The following is a 24,629-nucleotide window of genomic DNA, read 5'->3' on the forward strand; positions in this document are numbered from 1 at the left end:
ATCACCTACAACTCTATCACAGCATCATAAACGATTGTTTCGTCCACATGATGAGCCACTTCAATAATGGTTATGGGCAGTGAAAAAATCAACTCTCTGACACGATGAGCATTCTCTTTATCAAGTGCTGCTGTCACTTCGTCAAGCAGTAAAACATCCTTCTGGCGCAGTAAAAAGCGTGCTAATTCTATGCGCACTCGCTGACCACCTGAAACATTGCTGCCGTTATTTTTAATGTTGGAGTCTAAGCCGTCTGGTAGCTCTTCAAGCAGGTGGACTTGATTTAACACCCTAATCATCTCGTCATGAGAAAAGGTCTGATTTAGACAGATATTTTCTTCCAAGGTGCCATTAAAGAGAAAGGGTGACTGACTGACCATGCCAATATTCGCTTGATAAGAGTTAAATAACTGATTGTCATCGGTCACAAGAGCGACTTGTCCTGAATCGACAGCTTCACCTTTAATGATATTTAAGAGGGTGGTTTTTCCTCGTCCACTAGCTCCCGTGATGAGATATTTCTTCCCTTTTTCAAAGGTGTAGGAGAAATCTTTCAAAATAGTCTTGTCTCCATAGGATTTTGTGATATTTTGCAAAATCAGAGCTTTAAAATCTGGAATATAGGAGACTTCCTCCTCATTAACAACCTTATCTATTAGATTATAGATTTTTGTCTTGATAGAATGAGCAGCTTGCATGTCAAAAGTGGCATACATCATATTTTGAAGAGGACTTGACAGGCTATTTGAAGCGATAAACATGGCAACCAGAGATGATACTGGAATATGACCAAAAACATTTGGGAATAAAAAATAAATTCCAATTGGTAGCACACGTCCTAAAAACTGTGTCAAACCATTACAGAAAAAGAGGAAATTAGATAGGTAATAATAATTTCGGCGGGCAGTTTCATAAGTCAGTACCTGATGTTTCAATTTTCCATAGGTCGTGGCAAATGCTTGATGATGTAACAAGGTGCTTCCACCATTGACAAAGTCCATAATGAGAGCCATGGAACGCTCTCGCTCCTCGCTCTGCTTTTGTCCAAAAGCATCTGCCACTTTACTCAAAAACACTTGGGGTAGTGGGCGTAAGAGAGACCCTAAGATAAACAGCAGCGCTAAAATGGGATTTAAGGTGATTAAATAGACCGACACAACCAAGAAAATCATGCCATTTTTGGGCAAACGCATGACCTGAGTCACGTAACTATCATAAAAAAATTCTAAATCTTGGCTGAGAAAATTCGTCGTCTCATGCTGATCTGTGAACGCGCTAGATAAAAGGAGCGTCCTCATCAACTTATCTCGTAAGACCAACATGATGCGTTTACAAGACACATCGTAAACGACATCTGCACCAAACTCCAAACCATAAAAAAGCAGATAGGTCAAAAGTCCCACGACAAAAACTTTCCCGAGTGACTCAAAATCCGTTACCGTATCAATCGCAATGACTTTTTGAATCACTAACGATTGTAAAATACTAGAGAAAGCTCCTAATATAAAGACCACGAAGGCAACATAACGGAATCTCCCAAGATAAGATAATAGTTTCAACTTATATCCTCCAATAAAAAATAGTTAGCTAGGAAAGGTTAGCTAACTAATCCTTATATGTTAATTAGCAATTTCCATTTGTTCTTGGACAACTAGCATTCAGCTCAACCTGATATGCTTTAGGATCATATTTTTTATTTTCTTTTATAATCATTGTTACTTCCTCCAAAAAATTAATTTATATCAAGGATATCGTTATAAGATCTGGTAAGGATAAATAGTAAAAAATCTTTTTGTATTCGCTCTTTGTATAGTCGACACAACCTTTCCCAAGATTTTTCTTGATTTATCCTTACTAAAGGACAATATCCTGATTTACAAAGTAATACATACGGGCATTGGCTACACCTCTCAAGCTCAATTCCTTTTAACCAATCATTCCTTTTATTTTCGTTAACAACACCCGTTAGAACACTTCCGAAAATATTTTCTTTACGATATAGAGCTACTGTACAACTTTGAATTACTCCTTTAACGTTGAACATGTAGTGTTGTTTACGATTAGCATAACAATTTATACTGTTCGACATCATTATTTGAGGGGATTCTATATTATATCCTAAAGAAATTGCCTGTTGAGAACAATAATAACTGAAATCACCATTTGGAATATCAACACAATAATCGTCAGCTCGCTCTCCTTGCCCCCAATCCCCAATGTTATGATAAGCAAGACTAAATCTGCTATCTTCCCTGAATACCAGACCATCTAATTTTAGAAAGTGCTCCATAGATTCAACATTCTCTTTTGAAATATTAAATCGAATAGTACAATGAAAATGTAACGAACTAGCCCCCATCATTTTTAAATTTGCAAAAATTCTATCATAAGAACCTACACCATTTTTAAGTAAACGTTGATTATCATGGAACTTCTTCTCACCATCAACCGTTATTTGATAACCAGTAACTTTACATTTTCCTACTAAGTTTTGAAACATACGTTTATTTAACAAATAACCGTTAGTTGTAATTCCAGAAAAATATTCAATATCATATACCGAACATAGTTCTAAAAATCTCTCAGATAGCCGAACTATTGTTTTATAACCAAGCAAGGGCTCTCCACCAAACCATTGAACACTAAATCTCTCGAACTTTCCCTCGGATAATAGTTTATCCGCAAACGTTACAATAGCATCTTCTACTTCTGGAGACATTGAAATATTCTCAAACTTTTCATAACAATATTTACATCTAAAATTACAATCTCCATGAGTTAGAATTGTAAATTCTAGGAGCTTTTCATCAACATTTTTAATTTTCGCTAGGGTTTCTTCCAGCTCATTTTCTTCTTGATGATAATGCCAAGACTCTAGATAATCATTATACTGACTTCTTGTAGTATCATCACAATCAATTTTCCTTAATAATTCGTTGGTTATAAAAAAGGAGTGATTATTTTTGGTATTGAAATATACCTCTCCTTCAGGAAGAGATTTACTTAAAACATAAGGTGACATTTCCATAATAGAACCTCCTTCATCACGCTTTAAGTATATCACTCTGAAAAAACTTTAAATTTCTTTCCCATATCTGCCGACTAGCTCTTCTCTCCTAAAATTTTTTCCAAATGTCCTTCGTAAGTCTTTGCTAAGTGGTTACTTCCTGCTAATTTCATTGCAGCGATGCACTTCCTCATTTCAATAACTGCTTTAAAATCCGTCTCTTTTTTGTAGCGATAGAGATGTTGTGCGTACTGGAATACCAAGCGTTCATAAATTTCAGTCTCAGTGAAAAAGCATTGGTTTAGTTGTTTTTCAAAATACAGAGCATCCAGAAATTTTCCTCTCTCAATACATGTAATGTAGCCGTTTAATAACATCGATGAAATCAATCGCCTGTTATTAGGAATTTCTTTATAAAAGTCTGAACGTCTTGACATCTCCCTCGCTAAAACCATGAAAACATCGTGGTTTAGAGCATCTAAAGTATTTGAAAAAATCAATAGTTCATAATACCCCCAGTATTCCACACTAAACAAATAGTCGGTTAAATCGTCCAAATCCTTTTGATTATAATAAGCGTCTCCTGATAAATCTTGCAAACGAATTTTCAATAAAATCATATTGAGTTGATGAAATTTACCCCTTTTATTCTCCGATTCCATCTGTGAATATAGAAGATTTTTCATGCCTTCAACATCATGATTAGATACAAACTGTCGAACCTTTGATAGAAGTTCATTTAGTTCATCTCTATGAAAATCATGAACCGCATACATAAATTCATCAATTGGCATGTTGATTTCATCTAAGATAAGCATGAACTTAGAAATGGTTAAATCTGTCTCTCCTTTTTCAAACCGAGATAGCTGAGACGTTGATATACCAGCCTTTGCAACATCTTTTAACTTTAATCCTCGAGTTTCTCGAAACTTTTTAAAAATTTCTCCAAAATTTTTCATATCACACCTCAATCACGCATATATTGGAATGTTTTTGGGTTTTTAACATTTTAGCATAAAATAGGGAAAAAATAAAAGTGAGGTATTTCACATGAAAAAACAAAAACTACTACCTTTATTGTTCCTACTCTTTGAGGAAATTATTATTATCGTTGTTGGCTAACACTAAAAAATTTGTCACTATAATGCTTATACATTCATGAAACTAGGGCTACCTGAAATCAGGTAACCCTATTTTTATCATGTCATCCGACTTCTAATTCCCACAAGCCAAATAGCAAAAAAGAGATGTCATTGATTATTCAAGGTCTTGTATATGACTGTATCCGTTGAGAACGGGAAGGTCAATTTAGCGAGGACTTCCTTGTGTGTTAGATAATCTAAGAGCATTTTTTTAATGAGCTTGTGATTCAATCAAGCTATTCAATAGGATACTTAGCATATTCAAAAAAGCTCCATAATCTCTTTAGTGGTTTGACCTTTAAAGAAATGATAGAGCTTTCTTCATCAAAAGATTGAAAATGGACTTTTTCTTTGACCTGAAGACATTGAGGTCATCGTGATATTGGATGTTGATACTTGTCTGATATTTTTTGAATTTCAGACAAGTGAGCTTGGACCTCTTTGTTAAAGACTTGAAATTTGTAAGTTAAATCTTGATTGATTTTTTTTAGGTTCGCCTCTTGTTCTTGGATAATGGAAAGGTTGTATTTTATTTCTGCCAGGTTGTTCTGGGCGCCTCTAATAGTATTTGAGGTATCGGTCAGTTCGTTAATGATGTCATCTTTTTTCTGATAAAGCAGTACAGCACCTGCAGCTAGCAACCCAGATGTTAGAAAGGTTTTGAGGTTCATACGCTTACCTCTTTGGCAATCTGCTCTGCCATTTTTCCTAAGGCTTCGAAATCGGGCTCATGAGTTGTGTAGCTGATACTAATTCCATCTTTTTCACTGTAGCGAGGGACTAGGTGGACATGAGCATGGAAGACAGTCTGACCAGAGAGTTCCTCATTGTTAGTGATGATGTTCATGGCTGGCGCATCGGTAGCTTTTTGGAGAGCACGAGCGATTTTAGGGATGCGTGAGAAGAGAGTGCTGGCAGTAGTGTCTGACATATCAAGTACATTTTTGACATGTTCTTTTGGGATTACAAGGGTGTGGCCTTTTGTGGTTTGAGAAATGTCGAGAAAGGCTAGGACTTGATCGTCCTCATAGACTTTGCATGACGGAATTTCTCCAGCTATAATCTTGCAAAAAATACAATCTGACATTTGTTTTCCCCCTATTTAAATCCTTTTTGGTATAATCATTATATCAAAAAAATGTGAGAAATGAATGTTAAAACTTGAAAATGTCACAGGAGGTTATGTCAACCTTCCTGTCTTGAAAAAGGTCACTTTTGAAGTCAAAAATGGTGAGTTGATTGGTCTTATCGGTCTTAATGGTGCTGGTAAATCAACAACTATTAACGAAATTATTGGTCTTTTGACTCCATATGACGGTCGTATTTCCATTGATGGAGTAACTTTGGCTGAAAATCTGGTTGAATATCGTCAAAAAATTGGTTTCATTCCTGAGACACCCAGCCTCTATGAAGAACTAACCTTGCGTGAGCATTTGGAAACAGTTGCCATGGCTTATGATATCGATGTAGCCGAGGCTATGAAAAGAGCGACTCCCTTGCTTGAGATTTTTCGATTGACTGAAAAATTGGATTGGTTTCCAACTCAGTTTTCTAAGGGGATGAAGCAGAAAGTGATGATTATCTGTGCCCTTATCGTTGAGCCAAGTCTTTTAATTGTTGATGAACCATTCTTGGGTCTTGATCCTTTGGCGATCAATGATTTGATGACTCTTTTGGCAGATGAAAAGAAAAAAGGAACATCCATCCTTATGTCAACTCATGTTCTTGATTCGGCTGAAAAAATGTGTGACCGCTTCGTTATTTTGCATAAAGGTGAAGTGAGAGCCCAAGGGACACTAACAGAGCTGCGTGAGGCATTTGGTGATAAGTCAGCGTCACTCAATGATATTTACATGGCTTTGACCAGAGAGGTTTGAGATGCGTGAATTATTCCTGAAACGGAGGCAGGATTTTCATAATCGTTGTCTCAAATATCTCAAGTATGTACTCAATGATCACTTCGTTTTAGTTTTGCTTTTCTTGGTAGGTTTTCTGCTCTATCAATACAGTCAGCTATTAGAGCATTTTCCAAGCAATTCTCTTGGTATTAGTCTTGTTCTGACCTTGCTCGTGTTAGGAATGTTACCACTTGGTTCAATCGCAACCTTTTTAGAAGCTGCGGACCAGGTTTTCTTACTGGCAAAAGAAGAGGAGTTGGTGAGCTGGATACGAAGGGCTGCCAATCATACTTTTATCCTCTGGGGGCTTTTGCAAGTTGCGGTCTTGCTCATTCTATACCCCATTTTTGTGGTCTTAGGATGGTCGATTGTAACCTTTAGTCTCCTAGTGCTGGCTTTATTGGCAGTTAAATACGTCTTGATTCAGTTGAAAGTGAAGAGATTTATCAGCAATGGTCGGCTGGACTGGCGGGAGGTAATTGTTGCTGAGCAGAGACGTCAACAATCCATTTTAAAATTCTTTGCTCTCTTCACAACGGTCAAGGGAATTTCAAGCTTTGTTAAGCGACGACCTTATTTGGATAAAGTAACTAGACTGGTGACTAAGAGAAGGTCTCAGACGTGGCATAATCTCTACCTAAGAGCTTTTTTGAGGTCAGGTGATTATTTGGGGCTGACGCTTCGCTTGGTTTTACTGGGACTTCTGGCTTTGTTTTTTGTTAATTTGGATTGGTTAGCGGTTGGACTTGCTTTTCTCTTCACTTACTTGCTGGCTTTCCAGCTATTAGCGCTTTACAGGCACTATGACTATCAGTATCTGACGGAACTTTTTCCTCTTGGAAATAGACTGAAGAAAGCTAATTTGCTTGTCTTTTTGCGACGTCTTATCTATCTTGTAGCCTTGGTTCAAATAGCTTGCGCTGGGAACTTAAAGAAGGCAGCTTTGCTATTATTCCTAAACGTTATATTGGTTGAACTTTATTTGCGCTCCAAAGTGAAGAAGATGATTGACTAGAGGCTTGAAAACAAGTAAAATAATAAGGAATGACTAGAATAAAGGAGGGTTAAGGTGACTACAACAGATAAAGACTTAACCTTAAAACCCTTGATGGGAAAAAGTGGACAGGCTTTTATGGGGGAATACCCCAATGGTGAGCGTGTTTTTGTCAAATTAAATACGACACCGATTTTAGCAGCCTTAGCAAAGGAGCAAATAACCCCCCCCTTACTATGGGCAAAACGCACTGCGGGTGGAGATATGATGAGCGCACAGGAATGGCTCAATGGTCGTCTTTTAAATAAGGCTGATATGAATAGTAAGCAGATTGCCCAGATTCTTTTGCAGTTGCACCGTTCAAAGACATTGGTTAATCAGCTCTTACAACTCAATTATAGCATTGAAAATCCATTTGAACTCTTGCAGGACTGGGACAAGAATGCCCCTATGCAGTTGCGTCAGAACAGCTATCTACAGTCAGTTGTGACAGAGTTAAGGAGAAATCTCCCCGATTTTAATCCTGAGTTGGCAACTATTGTTCATGGGGACGTTCGCCATAGCAACTGGGTTATCACGACTAGCGGTCTTGTTTATCTGGTCGACTGGGACTCAGTGCGACTGACTGACCGCATGTATGATGTGGCCCATATCTTAAGCCATTATATTCCTTTCCAGCGTTGGGCAGAGTGGTTGAGCTATTATGGTTATAAGAACAACGACCTTGTTAAGAGAAAAATCTATTGGTACGGTCAGTTGTCTTATTTATCACAAATTTTAAAATTCTATGATGGGTGTGATATGGAGCACGTCAATCGTGAAATTTATGAATTGCGCCAGTTTAGGAATTTATTTTAGAAAGAGAACATGAGAGTTAGAAAACGTAAAGGTGCGGAAGAACACCTAGAAAACCATCCTAATTATGTGATTTTGACCCCAGAAGCATCTAAAGGGCACTGGCATGAAGTTTTTGGCAATGACAATCCGATTCATATCGAAGTTGGCTCTGGTAAGGGGGGCTTTATCACTGGTATGGCCCTTCAAAATCCTAATATCAACTATATCGGCATTGATATTCAGCTTTCTGTTTTAAGCTATGCCTTGGATAAAGTTTTAGAAAGCGGTGCTGACAATGTTAAATTGCTGAGAGTTGATGGCTCTAGCTTAACCAATTACTTTGAGGACGGGGAAGTAGAACTCATGTATCTGAATTTCTCTGACCCTTGGCCAAAGACCAAGCACGAGAAGCGTCGCTTGACTTACAAAACCTTTCTGGATACCTACAAACAAATCTTGCCTGAAAAGGGTGAAATTCACTTTAAAACCGATAATCGCGGACTCTTTGAATACAGCTTAGCCAGTTTTTCACAGTATGGAATGATTCTGAATAAAGTTTGGCTTGACTTACATGCTGATGAGTCTTTTGAGGGGAATGTCATGACAGAGTATGAGAAAAAATTCTCTGATAAGGGGCAAGTTATCTACCGTGTAGAGGCTAGATTTTAAGACTGTTTTATGATATACTTGATGAGTCGAGTAAGGGCTCATCTTACGGAGAGGTCGCATAGTGGCCGAGTGCGCACGCTTGGAAAGCGTGTAGTCCTTAACGGGGCTCGGGGGTTCGAATCCCCTCCTCTCCTTTTATCCCCTTGATGTTACAAGGTTTTAAGGGTGTTTGCCCACCATCTGCCCACCGATTTTAAATTTCGTTAAAAATTTCTTTGACCTTTTGGTCATTTTTTTGTTTCAATTTTTCAATCTGGTGGGCGTATGTTTTCAGAGTAATGTTTAAGTTCTCGTGTCCAAGGAGTTTAGAGACAGATATTAAATCAACCCCTTTGTAGATCAAATAGGATGCGTATGTGTGCCTTAAAGAGTGATTGGTGTAATTTTCCCCAGTTGCTTTTTTTATGACCTTATTTGAGGCGTTATTTGACGTACCGAAGCAGATACGACCTAACTTGTTTTCTAGATAGTAATTGTCCCTATAGTTTTTGAGTATTTCTAAGCTATTTTGATCAATGGGAACTTGTCGAATGGACTGTTCGTTCTTTGTTGGTCCGAAGTTCTGAGAAATCGAGTAATCAAATGTCTTATTGATATCGATATAGCCATTTTCAAAATCGATGTCGTCCCAGGTAAGCCCTTGAGCCTCAGCGAAACGCAGACCAGTCACTCCAATAATGTAGGTGGTCAGGTAGGAGGCGTGTTTGATTTTTTCTTTCGCAAAGTTTAGGTAGTTTAGATAGTCGTCTTCCTCCATAAATTTTTCAGTCTCTGCTTTACCAGACTTCTGTGCTTTGACAATGGCACCTTCGGCAAAGTTATCCCTGATGATGCCGTCTCGGATGGCCATTTTACAGGCTCCTTTGATTTGGTAGTGGAATTTTTCAAGCGTTGATTGGGCGACTGTCTCTCCAAATTCGTTTAAAATTTGCTGGTAGAAGGTGTGATTGATATGTTTGAGCTTTTTATCACCAAAAAAACGTTTGATGTGTTTGAAGTTTTTAGTGTATGTTTTCCATGTCTTGGCAGTGACGTGTGGTTTTTTGTATATTTCTGCCCAGCGTTTATTATAATCAAGTACAGTAATATCTAGCAGTTCGCTTGAAACTGTACTTAATTCCAGCTCAGCTTGTTGGGCTGAGGCTTTCGCAAGGGCTTTGGTTCTAAATCCTCCTTTTGATTTCTCACGACGTTTGCCATTGATGTCTTGATAAATTATCCTGTATTCCCATGCGTCTCCACGTTTTCTAAATGATGCCATTGTTATTCACCTCATTTTTTGTTAAAATGGGTATAGTAAAGAGACCTACTGCAAAGCAGGTTTTTACTATACGAGATGCCTCACACTCAAGGTTTGGCGACGGAGAGTGTGGGGATTTTTTTATACGAAAATATAGAACGGACCTTGTATCTCTCGTTCGATAAATTCTCTGTCTGTTGGATATAATTTAAGGTATTCTTCAATCGATTTCGTGACTGAGAACGAAAAGTCTGTAACTGGTGTATTATGTGTCTTGAACCATGATAGAGAAAACGCTAAGACACTTAGTCCATTCTGACCTTTTCCATTTTCATATTCTTCGAAAGAAATCTTCATGCGGTTGTGGAAAGTTTTTGAGTAACGTATTTTATTCTTTTCTGTTTTAAAGTTATAGGCTCGACTGACGTGGGCAGAGTTATTGCGGTGTGCGAGCAGAAAGTAGAAAATGTTGACAACCATGTCTTTCAAGTCGTTATCAATTAATTCTGAAGGTATTTTTGTCATTAAACTGATAACTTCAGTTTTGATTTCAGGCATTTGCAATTTGTAAAAAGTAATCAAATTTCCGAATGTCATCCCTTTAACTAATATCCAAGGTGGGATATTTCCATGGTGTTCTCTATAATGCTTATAGGGTTGGGATGTGTCATTCAATATTTTTTGGCACTTTTTTAATAACTGTGTCCGTTGGGATTGCCCTTTTTTTGTATTGCCTTTTTCGTAATATCTCCTTTTTAGATATTCATTTTGATCAGCAGAGTAGTACTTTGCTACTGTATAAGATAAAGCTGTACGTAGGTGGGCTTCAATCTCGTGAATAGCGTTCGAAATAGCTGAACGGATTTTTTTGTCCATCAGAAAAAGGTTGAAAAGTTGTTCAAACGTGACGCCGTCTTTATATTTTTCTCCTGACTCAATTCCAACGTCTTTATATCCATTGATAATTTCATAGTAACTGTAAGTTGAAAGAATGTCTATAGCTGCATCTTCATTTACGAAACTTAGATTTCTTTCTTTCAAGATTTGGATTTGTTCTTCAAATGTCTTAAATGGTTTTTGATCCATGATATTCTCCTGTATAAAACAAAAGAGCCGATGTCATTGACACCGACTCTTTTGGGGTCCCGTTGGGGTCCCGTTCATTAAGATTAACATAATCTTAATACTTTTTTGAGCCTTTGTCAACTGTTTTGTTTGATTTTGGTTCTATCCTCTATACACCTCCACGACCTCGCCGATGGTTTGGAGAGTGTGGGGATTTTTTTGTTTTAAATTATGCTATAATATAATCAAAAATAGCAGGCAGGTGATTGATATGTTGAAATTACTTAAAAAATTGAATGCTGATTGTACTCATCAAAGCGAAGTAGTTAAAGACATAAAACAGATTTGTAACCAGTCTTTTCTGGAAAATAAAAACAATTTTAAAGAATCATCCCAGAGAGTCAAGGGGATAATGGCACGTTATTCAAAATAAATCGCCATCGGTCTAACATAATAGTCTCCTACTCTAGCAACTCCAAAACTGGTTAATACGAGCTGCATCAAATTACCAGAGACATACTTAATGACATTTGCACTATCTATTTTTTCGATATCCTCTAATATATTTTTTCCATCTTCTTGTGCCACTACTGTTCCTATGATAGTGGCTTTTCTTTTGGATAAGTTCATGAATCCAAACAAAGCATTTGTAGGGCGTATGTTTTTAGCATCACATAAGCTGAGGGTTTCTCCAATTCTGAGGTTTTTACCTCTCCCTATACACCTCCACCACCTCGCCGATAGTTCGGAGAGTGTGGGGATTTTTTATTCTACAATTAGGTCACCTACGGGGATAACGTCTTTTGTTTTTGAAGATTTAGCGATTAAGTCGTATTGATCAGCAGATTGTTCGTAACCAAAATCAATAACCGTTGTATCATCTGGAAGTTTTTTAGCCAAATCAGAAATCGTCATGCGAAGTAATGTAATAGCATTGCTTTGTTCTGTACTTGCTGAGTTTGAATAAACTGCATCTAAGGCTTCCTTAGCTGATTTTTGGGAGTCACCAGTTAAAAGAACACGAATAATATTGTGACCATCAGGATATTCTGAATCAACAACATCATTTTCAATTTCAACAGTTAGTTCTCCACTATTTTCTGGATCAAGTGTTGATTTGATTTCAGATACAATAGCCTCATACTTGCTGTTATCAACTTGAGGTTTTGCTGCTGTAGTTGTTTCTGTTTGAGTAGTTTGATTTTCACTTGATTTGCTTGTCTCAGTTTTTGATGATGAGCATGCTGCAAGTGTGATGACGGATAAGAGAGCGACAGTAGTTAAAAGTGATTTTTTCATAAAGACTCCTTCAAAATGATATTAATTAACTTTTTTTAACGATGGTGTAATTTTTATATGGTTTAAATTATAGGAATCAAATCGCCTCCTATTTGGTTATAGATAAAATCTTTGTCATTTGGATATAATTTTAGATAGTTATCAACAGCATTTTTAATTTGGAAATTGAGAATTGTCACGACTTGGTAAACTTCACCTGTTGTAGAGAACCATGAGAGAGCTGATAGAAGAGTGGCTAAACCGGTTTGTCCTTTTCCGAGGTCGTATTCTGATTTTGTAATTTCCATTCTGTCGTGAAACATTTTATTGTAATGGATTTTATTTTTTGTTGTTTCAAAATTAAAGACTCTACCAAGATGAGCGCAACGGTTTCGATAAGCTAGCAAAAAGTAAAAGATATTGATCATAAGCTGCTTGAAGTCTTCCGTAACTAATTCTACAGGTGTTCCTGTTAATTCACTAATGATTTCTGACTTAAGGGAGCTCTTTTGCAATTTATAGAATGTAATCAAGTTACCAAATGTCATACCTTTTACTAGTATCCATGGCGGTACATTGCCGTGTTTCTCGCGATAATGTTTATATGGGTGAGAATCATCGTTGATTATTTTGTAGCATTTCCTCAGTAACATATCACGTTGGGAATCTTGATACTTATCCTTCCCACGTTCATAATTTTCTCGCTTTAGGTATTGTTCTTGATCTGCAGTGTAATGTTTAGCAATTGTGTAAGATAAAGCTGTTCGTAAATGAGCTTCAATTTCAAGAATAGCAACATTTACAGCTGAACGGATATTTTTATCCATGTTAAACACCTGAAAAAGTTGCTCAAAGGTAAATCCGTCTTTAAATTTTTCGCCAGATTCAATACCGATATCTTTATATCCGTTGACCAGTTCATAATAGCCGACCGTTGATAATATTCGTCGAGCTGTTGGTTCGTGTGAAAAAGTTAAATTTCGTGATTTGAGAATTTTAATCTGTTCATCAATTGTTTTAAAAGGTTTTGTATCCATTTGTTAACCCCAATAATCAAAAAGAGCCGTTGTGCGGACACAACAGCTCTTTAGGGCTCCCAGGGGGGAGCGTTCACTTCGATTGTGTCTATTATATACTTTTAGATATTAACTTGTCAAATTAAATAGTGTAAAATTTTATTAAATTTTATTAAATTATATTTGCTAAATTATAAAACTCTTCTTTGACCATTGTCTAGTCGGTAGTGGTTTTTAGTTTTCAACTACACTATCGGTTCCTACAACTGAATAGATGCGGATGTGTCCGTCTGTTGGTGGGAAGTCGATGTAGATGTCATCGTATTTTGGATTGATAGATACTAAGCGTAGTTGTCCTTTTTCGGTATAGACACGCTTGAGGTAGGTTTTATTATTTACAGCAACAGCACAGATTTCTCCAGAATAGGATGAGAAGCCTTTATCCACGAGATAGACAATATCTCCATTGTGATATTTGGGTTCCATGGAATCACCGCTGATAAAGGACGCTAGGTCGTGACGTGGTGGCCTGTTTCCAACATAGACTGTTTCTTGGTCATAGTCGTTGAAAGCATAGCCAACACCTGCAGCAAGAGAAGTAGTCGTTAGGACGCTGTAGAGTTCCATAGGTTCCTCTACGTCTGTTCCTTGTTCTTCCTTTTTCTGTTCCTCCAAGAGACGTTCTCCGTGGCTTATCCAAGCGCTGTGACGTGGTTCTTTTAACTCTCTGTCTAAATATACTACCTTGTCCGAAATCTGCTCTATGAGGCTGTTAGGGGCTGTGGTAGGCATAACTGATTTAAAACGTGGATCTATATCAGATTTCTTTAGACCAAAATAATCTGCAATTTTTTGGACGTTACCAGGTATTGGCAAAGATTTACCTTTTACGTAACCAGTCAACGTACTAGGTGGTATTCCAGTTCCTCTTGATAAGTCTATTTGTTTTTTGTTTTGTTCCACAAGATATTTGTTGATATTAGCTGATATAACACTCATTAATTCAAATTCCTGCGGAGTAAGTTTTCCTCGTCCACGTACCATGTTTTTCTCCTTCGTTTCTCTTTACTATATAATATCGAATTATTTCGTATTTGTAAAATATAAAGATAAAAAAATTCGATTTTTTTCGTAAAAAATATTGACATACGATTTAATTCGTAGTATAATAAGTGTGTAAGGTTGAGGGAGACCTAAAAACCTTAACGAAAACAGGAGGAAAAGCAAATGGTGGACATACTAAAAGGCCTAAAACCAGAAGAACTCGGCACAGTTCTAATAGTCCTAGGCTTAGTAAGAGAAGCTCGCTTATGGCACAAACAAGTGCTTGAGCACAAGCGGAACTTACAAAACAAAAAGTAAGAGCAAGGGGCGAAAGCCCCAACCTCTTATTTGAAGTATACCACCATTTGCCAAAGAAAGCAATGATCTATTGGTTAGCTGGTTTGTTGGTTCTGTCGTTTGTGATACGGCAGATTGTGAAGTGGAGGAAGAAGAAGTAAGGTGGAAAGGAGGAAGAATGAAAGCGAAGATTATTTTTATTGTTTCAAATTTTAATGCATTTGCTTTATTCAGTTGTCTATTTTTTCCGAAAGTCGCTCAAGAAGTAGCTATTACTTATATTAGTCTTTCTCAACTTATTGTGATTGGCTATCTTTTTTGGGATGATGAGTAGAAAGTGGGAGTAATTCTAATGGTTTCGATTTTTTTCTAAAATCTGCCAACAATGCGGCAGTGGCTAGGATTGTAGCGATTAGGTTAAAGAGTTCAATTCTCAAAGAGAGTAACATCCAGAAAGAAAATATTGAAGGTATAAATAATTTGTTAAAAATGGAAAAGATTGTAGTTGCAATCTTCCAGCTTTGTCCTTTAATTTTATAAATAGAATACCAGATGAAAAATATTGAAAAAATAATTAGATGAAAAGTTAAACTGAACCATAAGCCAATTAACATTTGGTTCATATCAATAGCTTTAAATTCAGATAAAGCATTGTATGAGGAAAGTTCTAGCATCCAATTAAATAAAGATGTTGCCATTAAAATAAAAAAGATTGTGAATATAACAGTACCTATATATTCAGAGACGGTCTTTATATACTTTTTCATAAATTTCTCCAATCATTTTTACAAACATTATACCAAATTTAGAAAGGGGTGAGGGTTATTGAAATGGTCTTTAAAAGCATTACGTGTTAATACAGGTCTTACTGCGAAAGAAGTAGCAGATATAATTGGCATTCATCAGCAAACGCTTTTGAAATATGAAAACGATAGCAGTCGAATTAGAGCAGATTTACTTGCTAAGCTAGCTGCATTTTATAAAGTTGAACAAGATGATATTTTTTTAGGAACAAATTACGAATTAAAACGAATTTTCATAAAAAAACAGCCAAATTAACTTACCAGCTCTGCTATTTACAGAAAGGAGAAGGGGATGAAAGAAATCATTGAAAAACATTTTGAAAATATGGTTGATGAGATTTTGCTTTCGTCAGAAACCTATGAAGAAGCTATTTCAAGTTTGAAAAAGATTTCGGTCCTAGGCATTCATCAGCCAGGCGGTCTTATCAAAAGTTTAGAATTCGCAATCAAGCGTAGAGCTTGTCAGCAAAAAACACCTAATCACAAGGATTAGGTGTGGTAGCATTACACATTCAATCGAATGTGTGCAATTTGTTCGATGTTCACTAAGTGTCTGTAGTCTGTTTTTAACTCTACCAAATCAATGATGTTCTCTTGGTCGGAGTAGGTTTCATAGATTTGGAAGAATGTTATTTTATCGCCATTTGTGAAAGAAATGGTAATAGTATCTACTTCATCTTTTAGTGAATCGATAATAAATTGTTTCATGACTTGACCTCCTTTCCGTGTTGATATGTTGATTATATCACGGGAAGGGAGAAACTAACCGAACTAGAAAGGAGAAGGACATGAGACCAAAACGGTATCCGTATAGACCAAAAGAACCTACTGCGGTAACAGTAGATTCTAAAAAAATAGTCCTTGGGAATTGGACTAAAGAACAAATAGACTCAACTAAACAAATCTAATAAAATCACCTTCAACTGTGAATTCATTTTTTTCATGGAAATGAAAAACCAACAAACGCAGTAGAGGGCGATTGTTGGTATAGAAATGGAAAATTATTGGTGTTTAAGAACGATTGGGAACGTTGCGTAGACATCGACGAAGCCATCGTGAATAACATTCAATGAGGGGCTAGATGTGTGGGAGACTCTGTTGGCGCTTGGAGAGATAAGGAGGGGAATGGTGTGAAGATATTTTTAAGAGACTTAATGTTTTTATCGTTGTCGTTATTTGCTGTCAACTGGTGTTTATTAGGTTTCGAGGTAGCTGTCTGTGTCCTATTTGAGACAGTAATGCTATTAATTATTTTTGAAAAATTCCTCAAAGATAGGTTTTAAACTAGTTATCAATGTTGAAATTTTATCATGATAAATGACCATCCACGTAATGGTGCTGATGATGGCAGAAATAATATTGTTTAGGTCTAGACCTAAAAATCTAAGAATCTTACTTGGTATGAGAAAAACATCTTTCAGAGGAGTCAATGGATTAAAAACTTTCCATTTATCAAACAGTAAGTAATCTTGGATAGTGAAAAGTTGTGAGTAGATTGTTTTTACAGAAACGTGAAAATAATAATCATCTTTATCGTAGCTGAGAGCATCTATCGGATACGAAGGATTGAGGTATTTTAATTTTGGCATTAATGGAACTAATTGATGTCTCCATTCAGAAATATCTTTACTTTCAAATGTTTTGTTGAAAGTATCAATCAACTCATGTGTCATTTGTATCTTTCTTAATTCACTTATTATTTGATAAATATACAGGATAGCATAAAGAATAAGTCCTAAATAGATTAATTTCATTGTTACCTCACAAGCATTTTATTTTTATTATATCAAATTAGAAAGGAATTTTATGAACGAAATTTTTGTTTTCCACGGGCAGGAAGTCCGTACTGTTACCATTAACAACGAGCCTTGGTTTGTTGGGAAAGATGTGGCCAATATTTTAGGTTATCTAAAACCACTTGATGCAATTTCTCGACATGTTGATGAGGATGACTCCGTGAAACACGGACTCACCGATAGTTTGGGTCGTATCCAAAATACAATCATCATCAATGAATCTGGTCTTTACTCGCTAATCTTATCCAGTAAGTTGCCACAGGCCAAAGAATTCAAACGCTGGGTCACTAGCGAGGTATTACCACAGATTCGTCAGCAGGGAGCTTATGTGCCAGAAAATTTACCTGAGGAGGCTTTCATCGCTCTATTTACTGGGCAGAAGAAACTGAAAGAGCAGCAGTTGGCATTGGCTCAAGATGTTGATTATCTGAAAAATGAGCAACCAATTCATCCGAGTTTTGCGCAAGCTTTGTTAAAAAAGAGAAAAGCTCGTGTGGTTGCTATGCTTGGAGGCTTAGAAAGTCCTGCTTATGCTGATAAAATCTTCGCACAGTCGGTCTTTCGTCAAGCTGAGGTTGATTTTAAAGACCATTTCAACATCAATCGCTATGACATGTTGCCAAAGAAATTCGCTGAAGCAGCGTTATCTTACTGGATGACATGGGAACCGAGCACAAACACCAAAATGAAAATCATGGAGTTGAATGCTTATGAACTATAAAACGCAAAAAAAGCCTGACGGCAATCAGGCTCAAATATAAACATACAAGAGGATTATATCATGAATGATCTAATGATTCAAATGTTGGACCAGTTTGAAGCTGGGCTAATGGATAGAGCGTTGAAGGTCATGCACGTTGTCATGGATGAAAAACGGCGATATCCGATGGAACTCAATAAGTCTCAATGTGCTGAAATGTTGCTTGGAACAAAGGATACAGGGAGTTTTGATGCACGATTTAATTGTCACAAGGATTTTCCACGAATTGAAAATGCTCGTGAGAAATATCCCAGAGATGCCGTTATTGAATGGTACCACAAAAACTGGCAAAGAACAGCTATTTAACATAAAGAACAAAAAGGAACTATATCATGAACAATTTACAAATTATTGCAGTAGGCACACTTGTGTCAGTTACATTGATTGAGTCGCTACTGATGAATATTAGACTGACAAAAGCTTTGAGAAGTAGGCAAGGGGAACAAGTTAAACAGCGACCGGCTAAGAAAACAGGATTTATTGACTATAAGACTGGCCGTCGTGTTGATATTGATCCTGTGACTAAAAAAGAAGTCTTTGTGGACTGAGGTTGATATGGAACATAATACGGAATTAAACTATGTGGTTAATTCGCTTTTTGGGATTGATAAGTGGCATTTGCGTCATTTTGCTAGGAACAATCCTGCAAAGTTTGAAGATTTGGCTCGTTATCATCTTATTAAAAATCATATCGAACCAACTGAAGAAGCGATTGCTTATGTGCGTATGAAGGTCTGCACGAAGAGTAATTATAGTGTGAGGAAGAGAAATGACAGAAACATATTATAAACAAGAGGTTGAAAAGTTTCAGTTTTATCAATTTCCAAAGTGGCTGTGGCAAGAGCCGTATTGCGATTTATCTTTGCAGGCAAAGACTGTTTATACTTTTCTTTATGATCGCTTATCTTTATCTCTAAAAAATAAGTGGTATGACAAGGATGGCAAAATTTATATTTTGTTCTCTAATGAAAATCTTGCCTCTAGAATTGGTGGTTTGAATTGCTCGGTACCAACTATTATAAAAGCAAAAAAGGAACTGGCTAATGCAGGGCTTTTGAAAGAGGTTCGTCAGGGTCTTAATTTATCAAATCGTCTTTATTTGCTGGGGCCAAAAGTTTCACATGAGAACTTAACGGATTTTAATACTGAATTAAAAAATATTAAACACAGAACTAAAGATTTTTTAATTCAAGACGACAAAAAATTTAAGACTAATAAGACTGAAAGTATCAAGACTGAAAATAGTAATACTAATATTGATGATATGACCGAGGTTATTCTTTCATTCCAAAAAGCTTTCAGAGGTCATACTCCGACGCCGTTTCAATTTGAGGATTTGACCAAATTCCATCAGGAGGATGGGTTGAGCGTTGAAATTATCATTGAGGCTATCAAGCGAACGTCAAATAATAATGCTAATTACAATTACCTGCAAGGAATTTTGAAAAATTGGGCTCGTAAGGGTATCAGGACGATGGAGCAGGTGCTTGCTGATGATGCTAACTTTGAGCAACGGAAAAATAGTAGGAGCTCTGCTATTGTCCCGGAGAAATCAAATGTGCCAGAGTGGAGCAATCAGGACTACAAGAATGAAACAAGTCCTGAGAAAATGGCAGAGCTTGAAAGAAAGAAGTCTGAGATGCTCAAGAGGTTGGAGAAATAATGTTTATTTTAAAGCATGCTGGTCGTGAAAACAAGCCTTATCTGATGTCAGCCACTATTAGTCTGACCGGTTTAGAGGTTTCGTTTTCGGACGAGGCAAAAGCTAAGCGGTTTGTGAGTCGTGGCGCTGCGGTGCAAGTGCTCCATGCGCTTTATAAGTCCTACGGGCAGTTTTATCCTGTGGAAGTGGATTGTTAGGAGGTATTGATGATTATTGGGGTTGCAAGTGCACAGATAAAGCTGGCCAAGGATTTTTTGGCCAGTAGAAATGACAATCCTGACTATCTTCAAGGGCTTGAGGTTATGCAAGAGTTGTTAATAGCTCAGTTAGCGGAAAATATGGAGGATTGTCTATGATTGAACTTTATTTTATCTACAACGGTCACCGCAGGTTTTATCTGGGTAGTTTCTGCCACATTCATAGCGCAGTCAAGGCGCTAAAGGAACATCAGGCAAGTAGCTCTGCCATTAACCGTCCAACTTTTGCTAAGAGCATGAGCGGGGATAATATCAGGGTGGATTATGGTGCGAGGGATTGTTATTACTTGATAGTGAAAGGGGAGTAATGCTTTGGTAAATAAAATTCAACCGTCGTATACTGTGACGGTCTATAGTCAGATTGACAGAAGTGTCCGAGATACGCATTATTTTGAAACTGAGATTGAGGCTAGGGTGGCTAGGGTTTTGCTTGCTGATAAGTGGAGAGATGAGCTTTGTGATGTAGAGATAGAGGTTGTTTATGAGTAAAGACTATAAACTACATTTGCTGATACTTAATATCTTTATCCTTGGCTTTGTCATCGGCTATTTTGCACCTCACGACGAGCCACGTCCGATTGTCTACACCGTCGATAATGCAGGCGGTCTGATGACCGGCAAAATTACAGATAAGGAAATCATAGACGGACGCTACACGGTCACGGTCGGCGCTTACGGAAAGTTTCTTGTGACAAAAGAGCAGTACGAGAGTCTTAAGATCGGTGACCCGATACCAGAGTATTTGAAAGGACGGGGGAGTTGATGTGAAATTTGAACTTTTTAATGACCATTTCGAAAATGCAAAACGTTACAACATTCCACGGGCGCAGTTGATTATTGCTGATATACCGTATAACCTCGGCAATAATGCCTATGCCAGTGACCCTAGATGGTATAAGGATGGTGATAACAGCAACGGGGAGAGTAAGTTAGCAGGTAAATCGTTCTTTGACACGGACAACGATTTTAAAATTAACAATTTCTTTGATTTTTGCAGTCGGCTTTTGAAGAAGGAACCGAAAGAAAAAGGCAAAGCGCCAGCAATGATTGTTTTCCATGCCTGGCAACAACGGGACATGGTTATTGAGTGTGGTAAGAAGCACGGTTTTAACAATGCTTACCCGCTCTACTTTACCAAGAAATCTAGCCCGCAGGTTTTGAAAGCTAACATGAAGATTGTGGGCGCTGTGGAAGAGGCTACGGTATTGTATCGTGATAAGCTACCAAAATTTAACAACAACGGCGCTATGATACTCAATCATGCGCCGTGGGAGAAGGATAGCTCATATCCGGTTATCCACCCAACGCAGAAGCCAATTCCTGTGCTGAAACGGTTAATTGAAATCTTTACAGATGAGGGGGATGTGGTTATTGACCCAGTGGCAGGTAGCGGAAGCACACTTCGGGCAGCAATTGAGATGAATCGGTCAGCCTATGGTTTTGAAATCAAGAAGGATTTTTACAAGAAGGCAAAAGAGCAGATGTTGTCTAGCTACCAGCCCAGTTTATTTTGAGAGGGTGGAGCAGATGACGGTATATGATTTTTTGGAGGAAATACAATGACAGAAGAAAACAAAAAATTTGCAGAATTGGATAAGGTGCATCAGCTACTAAAAGCAGTTGAGTGCGAGGACTTGATGGCACCTATGACCGTAGGTCAACAAATACTATCCATAATTAACGATTTACACAAAGATGAGGAGCAATTTGGCGGACAGTTGCTGTTGCCATCGCCTGACAATACCTATAATTTCGTGATTAGGGTTTTCCGCGAAAAAGATTTGGAGAAAACAGATGAAACAGAATGATTTTTACGAAGTGAATGGGTGTACGGAATTTATACCCGTAACAATTAACGAAACGTATACTGACGGAGTTGAAGTCATAGTCCACAGTACCACACATCCTTTTAGAATGGCAGTTAAACAAGTGTATCAGTTTCCGAAACAACACGAACCGCAGAAGGTTGTGGTGCCTGAATTTATTGATAGCTATATTCGGTATGCAAAAGTCGAAGGCATGTCATTATTTATTGCAATGGATAACGCCCAAAATAAAGAGTCGGAGTGGATTATTAATAACGAAGAAACCTTCGCCCGTGCCTGGCTGGACGGTTATGAAATTGAGCAGGAGAAGCTATATACGGTGGAGATACCGAATCCGCATGCAATCCATGACGATGTGTATATTTTAGGGAGAACCCTATCAGGAAGTATTGCTATTTGGCGTTCCGTAGGACGGAATGGTAATAAAAATTATGATAGCGATTTTCAACTCACTGAATCCGAAATCAAACAGGATTTTGAGTGGGCGTGGCAGTTTGCAAAAGAGGTGGAGTGATGGAATGGGTTAAATTAGTAACGAGACCCCTCACGGAGGAAGAAAAAGCAGAAGGTTACCGATACGATTTTATGTGGGATTGTATAACCCCAGAAATCGATGAAGAGGTATTGGTCTCAGATGGTAAGAATGTCTGGACAGATACTTGGGTCGAGTGTGGCGAGGGTGTATGTTTCGAAAACACCGAAGGTGATGAGCTGTACTGGATGTCGTTGCCTGAACCGCCGAAGGAGGTGGAATGATGGATTGGCCGATATTAGACTTTTTATTTAATCTCATCATCCTATCTGGGCTAATAGCGTTTTTGACCTTTATTTGGATACTTATCATCAGCATGATAGGTATGTTTTTCGAAAAATAGGAGGCAAAAAATGATACCGAAAATTGAGACCTGTGGAGGGTAGGGTATGTATTTTGTTGAGTGTAATGGCTGTCTTGAGGGAACTTTTGTAAGTGATTTATTGTACGACTATCAGAAACCTACAGAGTGCCCTAAATGTGATAGTGAAGATATTGAAGTTTGGTAAAAGGAGATAAATAATGACAATTGACAAGCCGCTCTGTGACAGATGTTCCAACAGATTTCACAGTATGGATTTATGCAGATGTCACAATAAAAAAATTACAGGAGGTATTAGATGAGTTTTAATGGAATTAGATTGTTACCAGATTATGGATGTAAGATTGAAATTGATGTAGTTCAGTTGCTCAAAGAAAATGAGTTCCTGAAAGATGAACTTTACAACCGTGCATACAAAGACATAGAGCGTCAAGAAATTGAAATCGAGACCCTAAAAGACAAATGCGTGGACCTCATGCTTGAAAATGCCGACTATGTATGGGACGAAATAGCTAGAGAAACAGCTAAGAAAAGAGCTAATACGAGAAAATGGAGGACGAAATGATTTTACTTGAAATTATTAAATTCTTGGCAGCATTGATTGTGATTGCATTCCTGTTGATTGTGTTAATCGCTATCATCACGGGAGCTTGGGAGACTTATAGGAAACATGAACAAAAGAATCAGGAAGAAGAAAGCTAAGCAAGCTGAGTTACAAAGACAGCAAGAACTAGAACAGTTGGTTTTAAATCCTGAACAGATACGACAAATCTTCATGTCGGTAGGTACTGCCATTAGTAATGTATTTACAACCTTATCAGTAGCCTTTGCTAATGCAGCTGATCAATGGAAAAAATGGGGAGAACAATTTGACAAAGAAAACAGCAAGTAAGACAAGACGTGATTTCCTTGAGTTTGAGCTTGAGGCTAAGTATCTAAAAATTGATAAACTTATTGGCCAGCGCCGTCATGAATTAGAAAGGGTCTATGCGGTTAAGAATTTAACGATGCCAGACATAGACGATTCGGGAGCAAGTAGAAGTGGTACTTCATGCAATACATCCGAAAACCTAGCCATTACTTACGCCAGCGATCCAGTAATTCTAAAATTGGAAGAGTTTCAGAATGCTATCTCAGAATTATTAAAGGTACTTGAACCTGACGATAAGAAAATCTTTCATTTGCGTTGGGGAGAACATACAAAGTATGACTGGGTTCAAATTTTGTATATCATGCAAAATGGAGATACTGGCTATCTTTATAAGCATCGAAAGCAAATTTATAGACGACGCGAAGTTATATTGGACACTTTAGCCAGAATCCTTTTGATGTAATCTTGTCACAAAAACGTATAGAAGTGACAAAAACAATGTGTTATATTTGTATCATGAGTAAAACTAATAGGTAAACATAAAGTCACACAAATCCGTGTGGCTTTTATATTATTCTGGGAAGGAGGAACGTGTGAACTTAGTTGAGCCAATCAGAGATAAAGATGACATTCAAGCAATGAAAGATTATTTGATTCATGAGAGTGCGGAAAACCCAGATAGACGGAGACGTAATTACATGCTCTTCCTTACTGGGATAAGTTCAGGCCTTAGGATAGGAGACATTGTTAATCTCAAAGTTAAGGATGTTCAAGGCTGGCATATTAGAGTCAAAGAACGCAAGACAAAGAAAGTCAGAACTTTTAGAATGACGAAGACTCTCAAAAGGGAAATGAGAGAGTTCGTCAAAGATAAGCCACATCATTACTATATTTTCCAAAGCAGAGAAGGAAATAACAAGCCCTTATCACCCGAACAGTGCTGGAACATCATAAAAGAAGCTGCTGAGTTTTTGGGAATTGATAACATCGGAACCCATTCTATGAGAAAGACTTACGGCTATCATCATTACAAACAATTTAAAGATGTAGCCGCATTGATGGAAACTTTTAATCACGCAAGTCCAATGATTACGCTTAGGTATATTGGTATCAAACAAGACCAATTAGATGATCTAATGCGTAAATTTGACTTGTGATTTTTATTTTCAGAGTGTTAATTTGATATATCGTGGAAATGCTAAACTGATAAAACGATAGCTATTAAAACACTCGATTTAATAATGTTTTAGAAAGTGTAGCGAATTTGAGAGAATATAAGATATATCAAATTAAGAGAAGGAAGTGACGAAGA

40 protein-coding genes and 1 tRNA gene are annotated in these 24,629 nt (G+C 37.4%); 27 read left to right on the forward strand and 14 right to left on the reverse strand.

The window, feature by feature from the left end:
* Positions 1–5 precede the first annotated feature (5 nt).
* The 5 genes from G576_RS0106490 to G576_RS0106510 form a co-directional block, all read right to left on the reverse strand.
* Positions 6–1,559 carry an ATP-binding cassette domain-containing protein gene (locus G576_RS0106490; protein ID WP_027973921.1) on the reverse strand — a complete coding sequence of 518 codons (1,554 nt, stop codon included), beginning with the start codon at positions 1,557–1,559 and terminating at the stop codon, positions 6–8.
* 173 nt (positions 1,560–1,732) lie between these two features.
* Entirely contained in the window at positions 1,733–3,028 is a 1,296-nt protein-coding gene (locus tag G576_RS0106495; RefSeq protein WP_027973922.1) for a radical SAM protein, read from the reverse strand.
* Positions 3,029–3,102: 74 nt separating this feature from the next.
* The gene (locus G576_RS0106500) at positions 3,103–3,966 is read right to left on the reverse strand and encodes an Rgg/GadR/MutR family transcriptional regulator (RefSeq protein WP_027973923.1); all 864 of its coding nucleotides are present in this window, start codon (positions 3,964–3,966) and stop codon (positions 3,103–3,105) included.
* A 554-nt stretch (positions 3,967–4,520) separates the two neighbouring features.
* Positions 4,521–4,820 carry a hypothetical protein gene (locus G576_RS0106505; RefSeq protein ID WP_027973924.1) on the reverse strand — a complete coding sequence of 100 codons (300 nt, stop codon included), beginning with the start codon at positions 4,818–4,820 and terminating at the stop codon, positions 4,521–4,523.
* The gene (locus G576_RS0106510) at positions 4,817–5,236 is read right to left on the reverse strand and encodes an HIT family protein (protein WP_027973925.1); all 420 of its coding nucleotides are present in this window, start codon (positions 5,234–5,236) and stop codon (positions 4,817–4,819) included. The genes G576_RS0106505 and G576_RS0106510 overlap by 4 nt, the downstream gene beginning before the upstream one ends.
* A 64-nt stretch (positions 5,237–5,300) precedes the next feature.
* Here G576_RS0106510 and G576_RS0106515 point away from each other — a divergent pair, with 64 nt between their 5' ends.
* The 5 genes from G576_RS0106515 (at position 5,301) to G576_RS0106535 (ending at position 8,681) form a co-directional block, all read left to right on the forward strand.
* The gene (locus G576_RS0106515) at positions 5,301–6,026 is read left to right on the forward strand and encodes an ABC transporter ATP-binding protein (protein ID WP_027973926.1); all 726 of its coding nucleotides are present in this window, start codon (positions 5,301–5,303) and stop codon (positions 6,024–6,026) included.
* Position 6,027: 1 nt separating this feature from the next.
* The gene (locus G576_RS0106520) at positions 6,028–7,062 is read left to right on the forward strand and encodes an ABC transporter permease (RefSeq protein WP_027973927.1); all 1,035 of its coding nucleotides are present in this window, start codon (positions 6,028–6,030) and stop codon (positions 7,060–7,062) included.
* A 54-nt stretch (positions 7,063–7,116) separates the two neighbouring features.
* Positions 7,117–7,899 carry a cell cycle regulator CcrZ gene (ccrZ, locus tag G576_RS0106525; protein ID WP_027973928.1) on the forward strand — a complete coding sequence of 261 codons (783 nt, stop codon included), beginning with the start codon at positions 7,117–7,119 and terminating at the stop codon, positions 7,897–7,899.
* 9 nt (positions 7,900–7,908) lie between these two features.
* Entirely contained in the window at positions 7,909–8,547 is a 639-nt protein-coding gene (trmB, locus tag G576_RS0106530; protein ID WP_027973929.1) for a tRNA (guanosine(46)-N7)-methyltransferase TrmB, read from the forward strand.
* Between the two features lie 47 nt (positions 8,548–8,594).
* Positions 8,595–8,681: transfer RNA gene (locus tag G576_RS0106535), tRNA-Ser, on the forward strand.
* 59 nt (positions 8,682–8,740) lie between these two features.
* Here G576_RS0106535 and G576_RS0106540 read toward each other — a convergent pair.
* The 6 genes from G576_RS0106540 to G576_RS0106570 all read right to left on the reverse strand — a co-directional run bounded on the left by G576_RS0106540 (position 8,741) and on the right by G576_RS0106570 (position 14,190).
* Positions 8,741–9,808: a tyrosine-type recombinase/integrase gene (locus G576_RS0106540; protein ID WP_027973930.1), complete on the reverse strand. Its 1,068-nt coding sequence runs from the start codon at positions 9,806–9,808 to the stop codon at positions 8,741–8,743.
* Positions 9,809–9,928: 120 nt separating this feature from the next.
* Entirely contained in the window at positions 9,929–10,873 is a 945-nt protein-coding gene (locus G576_RS0106545) for an Abi family protein (RefSeq protein WP_027973931.1), read from the reverse strand.
* A 399-nt stretch (positions 10,874–11,272) separates the two neighbouring features.
* Positions 11,273–11,440: a hypothetical protein gene (locus G576_RS13555; protein WP_156875119.1), complete on the reverse strand. Its 168-nt coding sequence runs from the start codon at positions 11,438–11,440 to the stop codon at positions 11,273–11,275.
* Between the two features lie 177 nt (positions 11,441–11,617).
* On the reverse strand, positions 11,618–12,151 hold the full coding sequence (locus G576_RS0106560; RefSeq protein ID WP_027973932.1) for a hypothetical protein: 534 nt from the start codon (positions 12,149–12,151) through the stop codon (positions 11,618–11,620).
* Positions 12,152–12,213: 62 nt separating this feature from the next.
* A complete protein-coding gene (locus tag G576_RS0106565) occupies positions 12,214–13,167 on the reverse strand; it encodes an Abi family protein (protein WP_027973933.1) in 954 nt (317 codons plus the stop codon).
* 213 nt (positions 13,168–13,380) lie between these two features.
* Positions 13,381–14,190 carry a LexA family transcriptional regulator gene (locus tag G576_RS0106570; protein ID WP_027973934.1) on the reverse strand — a complete coding sequence of 270 codons (810 nt, stop codon included), beginning with the start codon at positions 14,188–14,190 and terminating at the stop codon, positions 13,381–13,383.
* 388 nt (positions 14,191–14,578) lie between these two features.
* On the opposite strand from G576_RS0106570, the gene G576_RS13560 reads away from it, so the two are divergent.
* A complete protein-coding gene (locus G576_RS13560) occupies positions 14,579–14,821 on the forward strand; it encodes a hypothetical protein (RefSeq protein WP_156875120.1) in 243 nt (80 codons plus the stop codon).
* Here G576_RS13560 and G576_RS0106580 read toward each other — a convergent pair.
* Positions 14,784–15,254 (reverse strand): hypothetical protein, encoded by a 471-nt coding sequence (locus G576_RS0106580; protein ID WP_027973935.1) that lies wholly within the window; start codon positions 15,252–15,254, stop codon positions 14,784–14,786. The genes G576_RS13560 and G576_RS0106580 overlap by 38 nt on opposite strands.
* Positions 15,255–15,312: 58 nt before the next feature.
* Between G576_RS0106580 and G576_RS0106585 the strand changes: the two genes are divergently transcribed.
* Positions 15,313–15,546 (forward strand): helix-turn-helix domain-containing protein, encoded by a 234-nt coding sequence (locus tag G576_RS0106585; RefSeq protein WP_027973936.1) that lies wholly within the window; start codon positions 15,313–15,315, stop codon positions 15,544–15,546.
* 36 nt (positions 15,547–15,582) lie between these two features.
* Entirely contained in the window at positions 15,583–15,783 is a 201-nt protein-coding gene (locus tag G576_RS0106590) for a hypothetical protein (RefSeq protein ID WP_024376900.1), read from the forward strand.
* An 11-nt stretch (positions 15,784–15,794) separates the two neighbouring features.
* Here G576_RS0106590 and G576_RS0106595 read toward each other — a convergent pair whose 3' ends face one another.
* Both G576_RS0106595 and G576_RS0106605 read right to left on the reverse strand, forming a co-directional pair.
* Positions 15,795–15,998, reverse strand: coding sequence for a hypothetical protein (locus G576_RS0106595; protein ID WP_024376899.1), 204 nt, complete (start codon positions 15,996–15,998; stop codon positions 15,795–15,797).
* A gap of 536 nt (positions 15,999–16,534) precedes the next feature.
* On the reverse strand, positions 16,535–17,044 hold the full coding sequence (locus G576_RS0106605; RefSeq protein WP_156875121.1) for a hypothetical protein: 510 nt from the start codon (positions 17,042–17,044) through the stop codon (positions 16,535–16,537).
* A 52-nt stretch (positions 17,045–17,096) separates the two neighbouring features.
* Here G576_RS0106605 and G576_RS0106610 point away from each other — a divergent pair, with 52 nt between their 5' ends.
* From G576_RS0106610 to G576_RS0106705, 19 genes are all read left to right on the forward strand, one after another.
* Positions 17,097–17,807 carry an ORF6C domain-containing protein gene (locus G576_RS0106610; RefSeq protein WP_027973939.1) on the forward strand — a complete coding sequence of 237 codons (711 nt, stop codon included), beginning with the start codon at positions 17,097–17,099 and terminating at the stop codon, positions 17,805–17,807.
* A 60-nt stretch (positions 17,808–17,867) separates the two neighbouring features.
* Entirely contained in the window at positions 17,868–18,152 is a 285-nt protein-coding gene (locus G576_RS0106615) for a hypothetical protein (protein ID WP_027973940.1), read from the forward strand.
* Positions 18,153–18,178: 26 nt separating this feature from the next.
* Positions 18,179–18,394, forward strand: coding sequence for a hypothetical protein (locus G576_RS0106620; protein WP_027973941.1), 216 nt, complete (start codon positions 18,179–18,181; stop codon positions 18,392–18,394).
* 7 nt (positions 18,395–18,401) lie between these two features.
* On the forward strand, positions 18,402–18,635 hold the full coding sequence (locus tag G576_RS0106625) for a hypothetical protein (protein ID WP_156875122.1): 234 nt from the start codon (positions 18,402–18,404) through the stop codon (positions 18,633–18,635).
* Positions 18,616–19,509 carry a replication initiator protein A gene (locus tag G576_RS12480; protein ID WP_051178032.1) on the forward strand — a complete coding sequence of 298 codons (894 nt, stop codon included), beginning with the start codon at positions 18,616–18,618 and terminating at the stop codon, positions 19,507–19,509. Before G576_RS0106625 ends, G576_RS12480 begins: the two co-directional genes overlap by 20 nt.
* Positions 19,509–19,706, forward strand: coding sequence for a hypothetical protein (locus G576_RS0106635; protein ID WP_027973943.1), 198 nt, complete (start codon positions 19,509–19,511; stop codon positions 19,704–19,706). Before G576_RS12480 ends, G576_RS0106635 begins: the two co-directional genes overlap by 1 nt.
* Before the next feature lie 9 nt (positions 19,707–19,715).
* Complete coding sequence (locus G576_RS13565; RefSeq protein ID WP_156875123.1) at positions 19,716–19,865, forward strand: hypothetical protein; 150 nt, start codon at positions 19,716–19,718, stop codon at positions 19,863–19,865.
* Entirely contained in the window at positions 19,862–20,074 is a 213-nt protein-coding gene (locus G576_RS0106645; protein WP_027973944.1) for a hypothetical protein, read from the forward strand. The genes G576_RS13565 and G576_RS0106645 overlap by 4 nt, the downstream gene beginning before the upstream one ends.
* A gap of 4 nt (positions 20,075–20,078) precedes the next feature.
* Entirely contained in the window at positions 20,079–20,255 is a 177-nt protein-coding gene (locus G576_RS13570) for a hypothetical protein (protein ID WP_156875124.1), read from the forward strand.
* Positions 20,248–20,529 (forward strand): DUF1372 family protein, encoded by a 282-nt coding sequence (locus tag G576_RS0106655; RefSeq protein WP_037618657.1) that lies wholly within the window; start codon positions 20,248–20,250, stop codon positions 20,527–20,529. The genes G576_RS13570 and G576_RS0106655 overlap by 8 nt, the downstream gene beginning before the upstream one ends.
* Before the next feature lies 1 nt (position 20,530).
* Entirely contained in the window at positions 20,531–21,280 is a 750-nt protein-coding gene (locus G576_RS0106660; protein WP_027973946.1) for a DNA-methyltransferase, read from the forward strand.
* A gap of 45 nt (positions 21,281–21,325) precedes the next feature.
* The gene (locus G576_RS0106665) at positions 21,326–21,574 is read left to right on the forward strand and encodes a hypothetical protein (RefSeq protein ID WP_027973947.1); all 249 of its coding nucleotides are present in this window, start codon (positions 21,326–21,328) and stop codon (positions 21,572–21,574) included.
* Positions 21,561–22,106 carry a DUF1642 domain-containing protein gene (locus tag G576_RS0106670; RefSeq protein ID WP_051178033.1) on the forward strand — a complete coding sequence of 182 codons (546 nt, stop codon included), beginning with the start codon at positions 21,561–21,563 and terminating at the stop codon, positions 22,104–22,106. The genes G576_RS0106665 and G576_RS0106670 overlap by 14 nt, the downstream gene beginning before the upstream one ends.
* Positions 22,106–22,348 (forward strand): hypothetical protein, encoded by a 243-nt coding sequence (locus tag G576_RS0106675; protein WP_027973949.1) that lies wholly within the window; start codon positions 22,106–22,108, stop codon positions 22,346–22,348. The genes G576_RS0106670 and G576_RS0106675 overlap by 1 nt, the downstream gene beginning before the upstream one ends.
* Positions 22,349–22,744: 396 nt before the next feature.
* The gene (locus G576_RS0106685; RefSeq protein WP_051178035.1) at positions 22,745–23,011 is read left to right on the forward strand and encodes a hypothetical protein; all 267 of its coding nucleotides are present in this window, start codon (positions 22,745–22,747) and stop codon (positions 23,009–23,011) included.
* Positions 23,008–23,148, forward strand: a complete 141-nt coding sequence (locus tag G576_RS13575; protein ID WP_156875125.1) for a hypothetical protein — start codon at positions 23,008–23,010, stop codon at positions 23,146–23,148. The genes G576_RS0106685 and G576_RS13575 overlap by 4 nt, the downstream gene beginning before the upstream one ends.
* The gene (locus G576_RS0106695) at positions 23,117–23,338 is read left to right on the forward strand and encodes a hypothetical protein (RefSeq protein WP_027973951.1); all 222 of its coding nucleotides are present in this window, start codon (positions 23,117–23,119) and stop codon (positions 23,336–23,338) included. The genes G576_RS13575 and G576_RS0106695 overlap by 32 nt, the downstream gene beginning before the upstream one ends.
* Positions 23,316–23,780 (forward strand): hypothetical protein, encoded by a 465-nt coding sequence (locus tag G576_RS0106700; protein ID WP_027973952.1) that lies wholly within the window; start codon positions 23,316–23,318, stop codon positions 23,778–23,780. Before G576_RS0106695 ends, G576_RS0106700 begins: the two co-directional genes overlap by 23 nt.
* A 130-nt stretch (positions 23,781–23,910) precedes the next feature.
* Positions 23,911–24,474 carry a site-specific integrase gene (locus tag G576_RS0106705; protein WP_027973953.1) on the forward strand — a complete coding sequence of 188 codons (564 nt, stop codon included), beginning with the start codon at positions 23,911–23,913 and terminating at the stop codon, positions 24,472–24,474.
* The last annotated feature ends 155 nt before the right edge of the window (positions 24,475–24,629 follow it).

Origin of the sequence: Streptococcus porci DSM 23759 (assembly GCF_000423765.1) — a bacterium.
GTDB lineage: Bacteria > Bacillota > Bacilli > Lactobacillales > Streptococcaceae > Streptococcus > Streptococcus porci.

Excerpts from the sequence above, each read along its gene's own strand:
- G576_RS0106495 (WP_027973922.1), bottom strand. The coding sequence starts at position 3,028 with ATGGAAATGTCACCTTATGTTTTAAGTAAATCTCTTCCTGAAGGAGAG.
- G576_RS0106500 (WP_027973923.1), bottom strand. The coding sequence starts at position 3,966 with ATGAAAAATTTTGGAGAAATTTTTAAAAAGTTTCGAGAAACTCGAGGA.
- G576_RS0106505 (WP_027973924.1), bottom strand. The coding sequence starts at position 4,820 with ATGAACCTCAAAACCTTTCTAACATCTGGGTTGCTAGCTGCAGGTGCT.
- G576_RS0106510 (WP_027973925.1), bottom strand. The coding sequence starts at position 5,236 with ATGTCAGATTGTATTTTTTGCAAGATTATAGCTGGAGAAATTCCGTCA.
- G576_RS0106515 (WP_027973926.1), top strand. The coding sequence starts at position 5,301 with ATGTTAAAACTTGAAAATGTCACAGGAGGTTATGTCAACCTTCCTGTC.
- G576_RS0106520 (WP_027973927.1), top strand. The coding sequence starts at position 6,028 with ATGCGTGAATTATTCCTGAAACGGAGGCAGGATTTTCATAATCGTTGT.
- trmB (WP_027973929.1), top strand. The coding sequence starts at position 7,909 with ATGAGAGTTAGAAAACGTAAAGGTGCGGAAGAACACCTAGAAAACCAT.
- G576_RS0106540 (WP_027973930.1), bottom strand. The coding sequence starts at position 9,808 with ATGGCATCATTTAGAAAACGTGGAGACGCATGGGAATACAGGATAATT.
- G576_RS0106545 (WP_027973931.1), bottom strand. The coding sequence starts at position 10,873 with ATGGATCAAAAACCATTTAAGACATTTGAAGAACAAATCCAAATCTTG.
- G576_RS0106560 (WP_027973932.1), bottom strand. The coding sequence starts at position 12,151 with ATGAAAAAATCACTTTTAACTACTGTCGCTCTCTTATCCGTCATCACA.
- G576_RS0106565 (WP_027973933.1), bottom strand. The coding sequence starts at position 13,167 with ATGGATACAAAACCTTTTAAAACAATTGATGAACAGATTAAAATTCTC.
- G576_RS0106570 (WP_027973934.1), bottom strand. The coding sequence starts at position 14,190 with ATGGTACGTGGACGAGGAAAACTTACTCCGCAGGAATTTGAATTAATG.
- G576_RS0106580 (WP_027973935.1), bottom strand. The coding sequence starts at position 15,254 with ATGAAAAAGTATATAAAGACCGTCTCTGAATATATAGGTACTGTTATA.
- G576_RS0106590 (WP_024376900.1), top strand. The coding sequence starts at position 15,583 with ATGAAAGAAATCATTGAAAAACATTTTGAAAATATGGTTGATGAGATT.
- G576_RS0106595 (WP_024376899.1), bottom strand. The coding sequence starts at position 15,998 with ATGAAACAATTTATTATCGATTCACTAAAAGATGAAGTAGATACTATT.
- G576_RS0106605 (WP_156875121.1), bottom strand. The coding sequence starts at position 17,044 with ATGAAATTAATCTATTTAGGACTTATTCTTTATGCTATCCTGTATATT.
- G576_RS0106610 (WP_027973939.1), top strand. The coding sequence starts at position 17,097 with ATGAACGAAATTTTTGTTTTCCACGGGCAGGAAGTCCGTACTGTTACC.
- G576_RS0106615 (WP_027973940.1), top strand. The coding sequence starts at position 17,868 with ATGAATGATCTAATGATTCAAATGTTGGACCAGTTTGAAGCTGGGCTA.
- G576_RS0106620 (WP_027973941.1), top strand. The coding sequence starts at position 18,179 with ATGAACAATTTACAAATTATTGCAGTAGGCACACTTGTGTCAGTTACA.
- G576_RS0106625 (WP_156875122.1), top strand. The coding sequence starts at position 18,402 with ATGGAACATAATACGGAATTAAACTATGTGGTTAATTCGCTTTTTGGG.
- G576_RS12480 (WP_051178032.1), top strand. The coding sequence starts at position 18,616 with ATGACAGAAACATATTATAAACAAGAGGTTGAAAAGTTTCAGTTTTAT.
- G576_RS0106635 (WP_027973943.1), top strand. The coding sequence starts at position 19,509 with ATGTTTATTTTAAAGCATGCTGGTCGTGAAAACAAGCCTTATCTGATG.
- G576_RS13565 (WP_156875123.1), top strand. The coding sequence starts at position 19,716 with ATGATTATTGGGGTTGCAAGTGCACAGATAAAGCTGGCCAAGGATTTT.
- G576_RS0106645 (WP_027973944.1), top strand. The coding sequence starts at position 19,862 with ATGATTGAACTTTATTTTATCTACAACGGTCACCGCAGGTTTTATCTG.
- G576_RS0106655 (WP_037618657.1), top strand. The coding sequence starts at position 20,248 with ATGAGTAAAGACTATAAACTACATTTGCTGATACTTAATATCTTTATC.
- G576_RS0106665 (WP_027973947.1), top strand. The coding sequence starts at position 21,326 with ATGACAGAAGAAAACAAAAAATTTGCAGAATTGGATAAGGTGCATCAG.
- G576_RS0106670 (WP_051178033.1), top strand. The coding sequence starts at position 21,561 with ATGAAACAGAATGATTTTTACGAAGTGAATGGGTGTACGGAATTTATA.
- G576_RS0106675 (WP_027973949.1), top strand. The coding sequence starts at position 22,106 with ATGGAATGGGTTAAATTAGTAACGAGACCCCTCACGGAGGAAGAAAAA.
- G576_RS0106685 (WP_051178035.1), top strand. The coding sequence starts at position 22,745 with ATGAGTTTTAATGGAATTAGATTGTTACCAGATTATGGATGTAAGATT.
- G576_RS13575 (WP_156875125.1), top strand. The coding sequence starts at position 23,008 with ATGATTTTACTTGAAATTATTAAATTCTTGGCAGCATTGATTGTGATT.
- G576_RS0106695 (WP_027973951.1), top strand. The coding sequence starts at position 23,117 with ATGAACAAAAGAATCAGGAAGAAGAAAGCTAAGCAAGCTGAGTTACAA.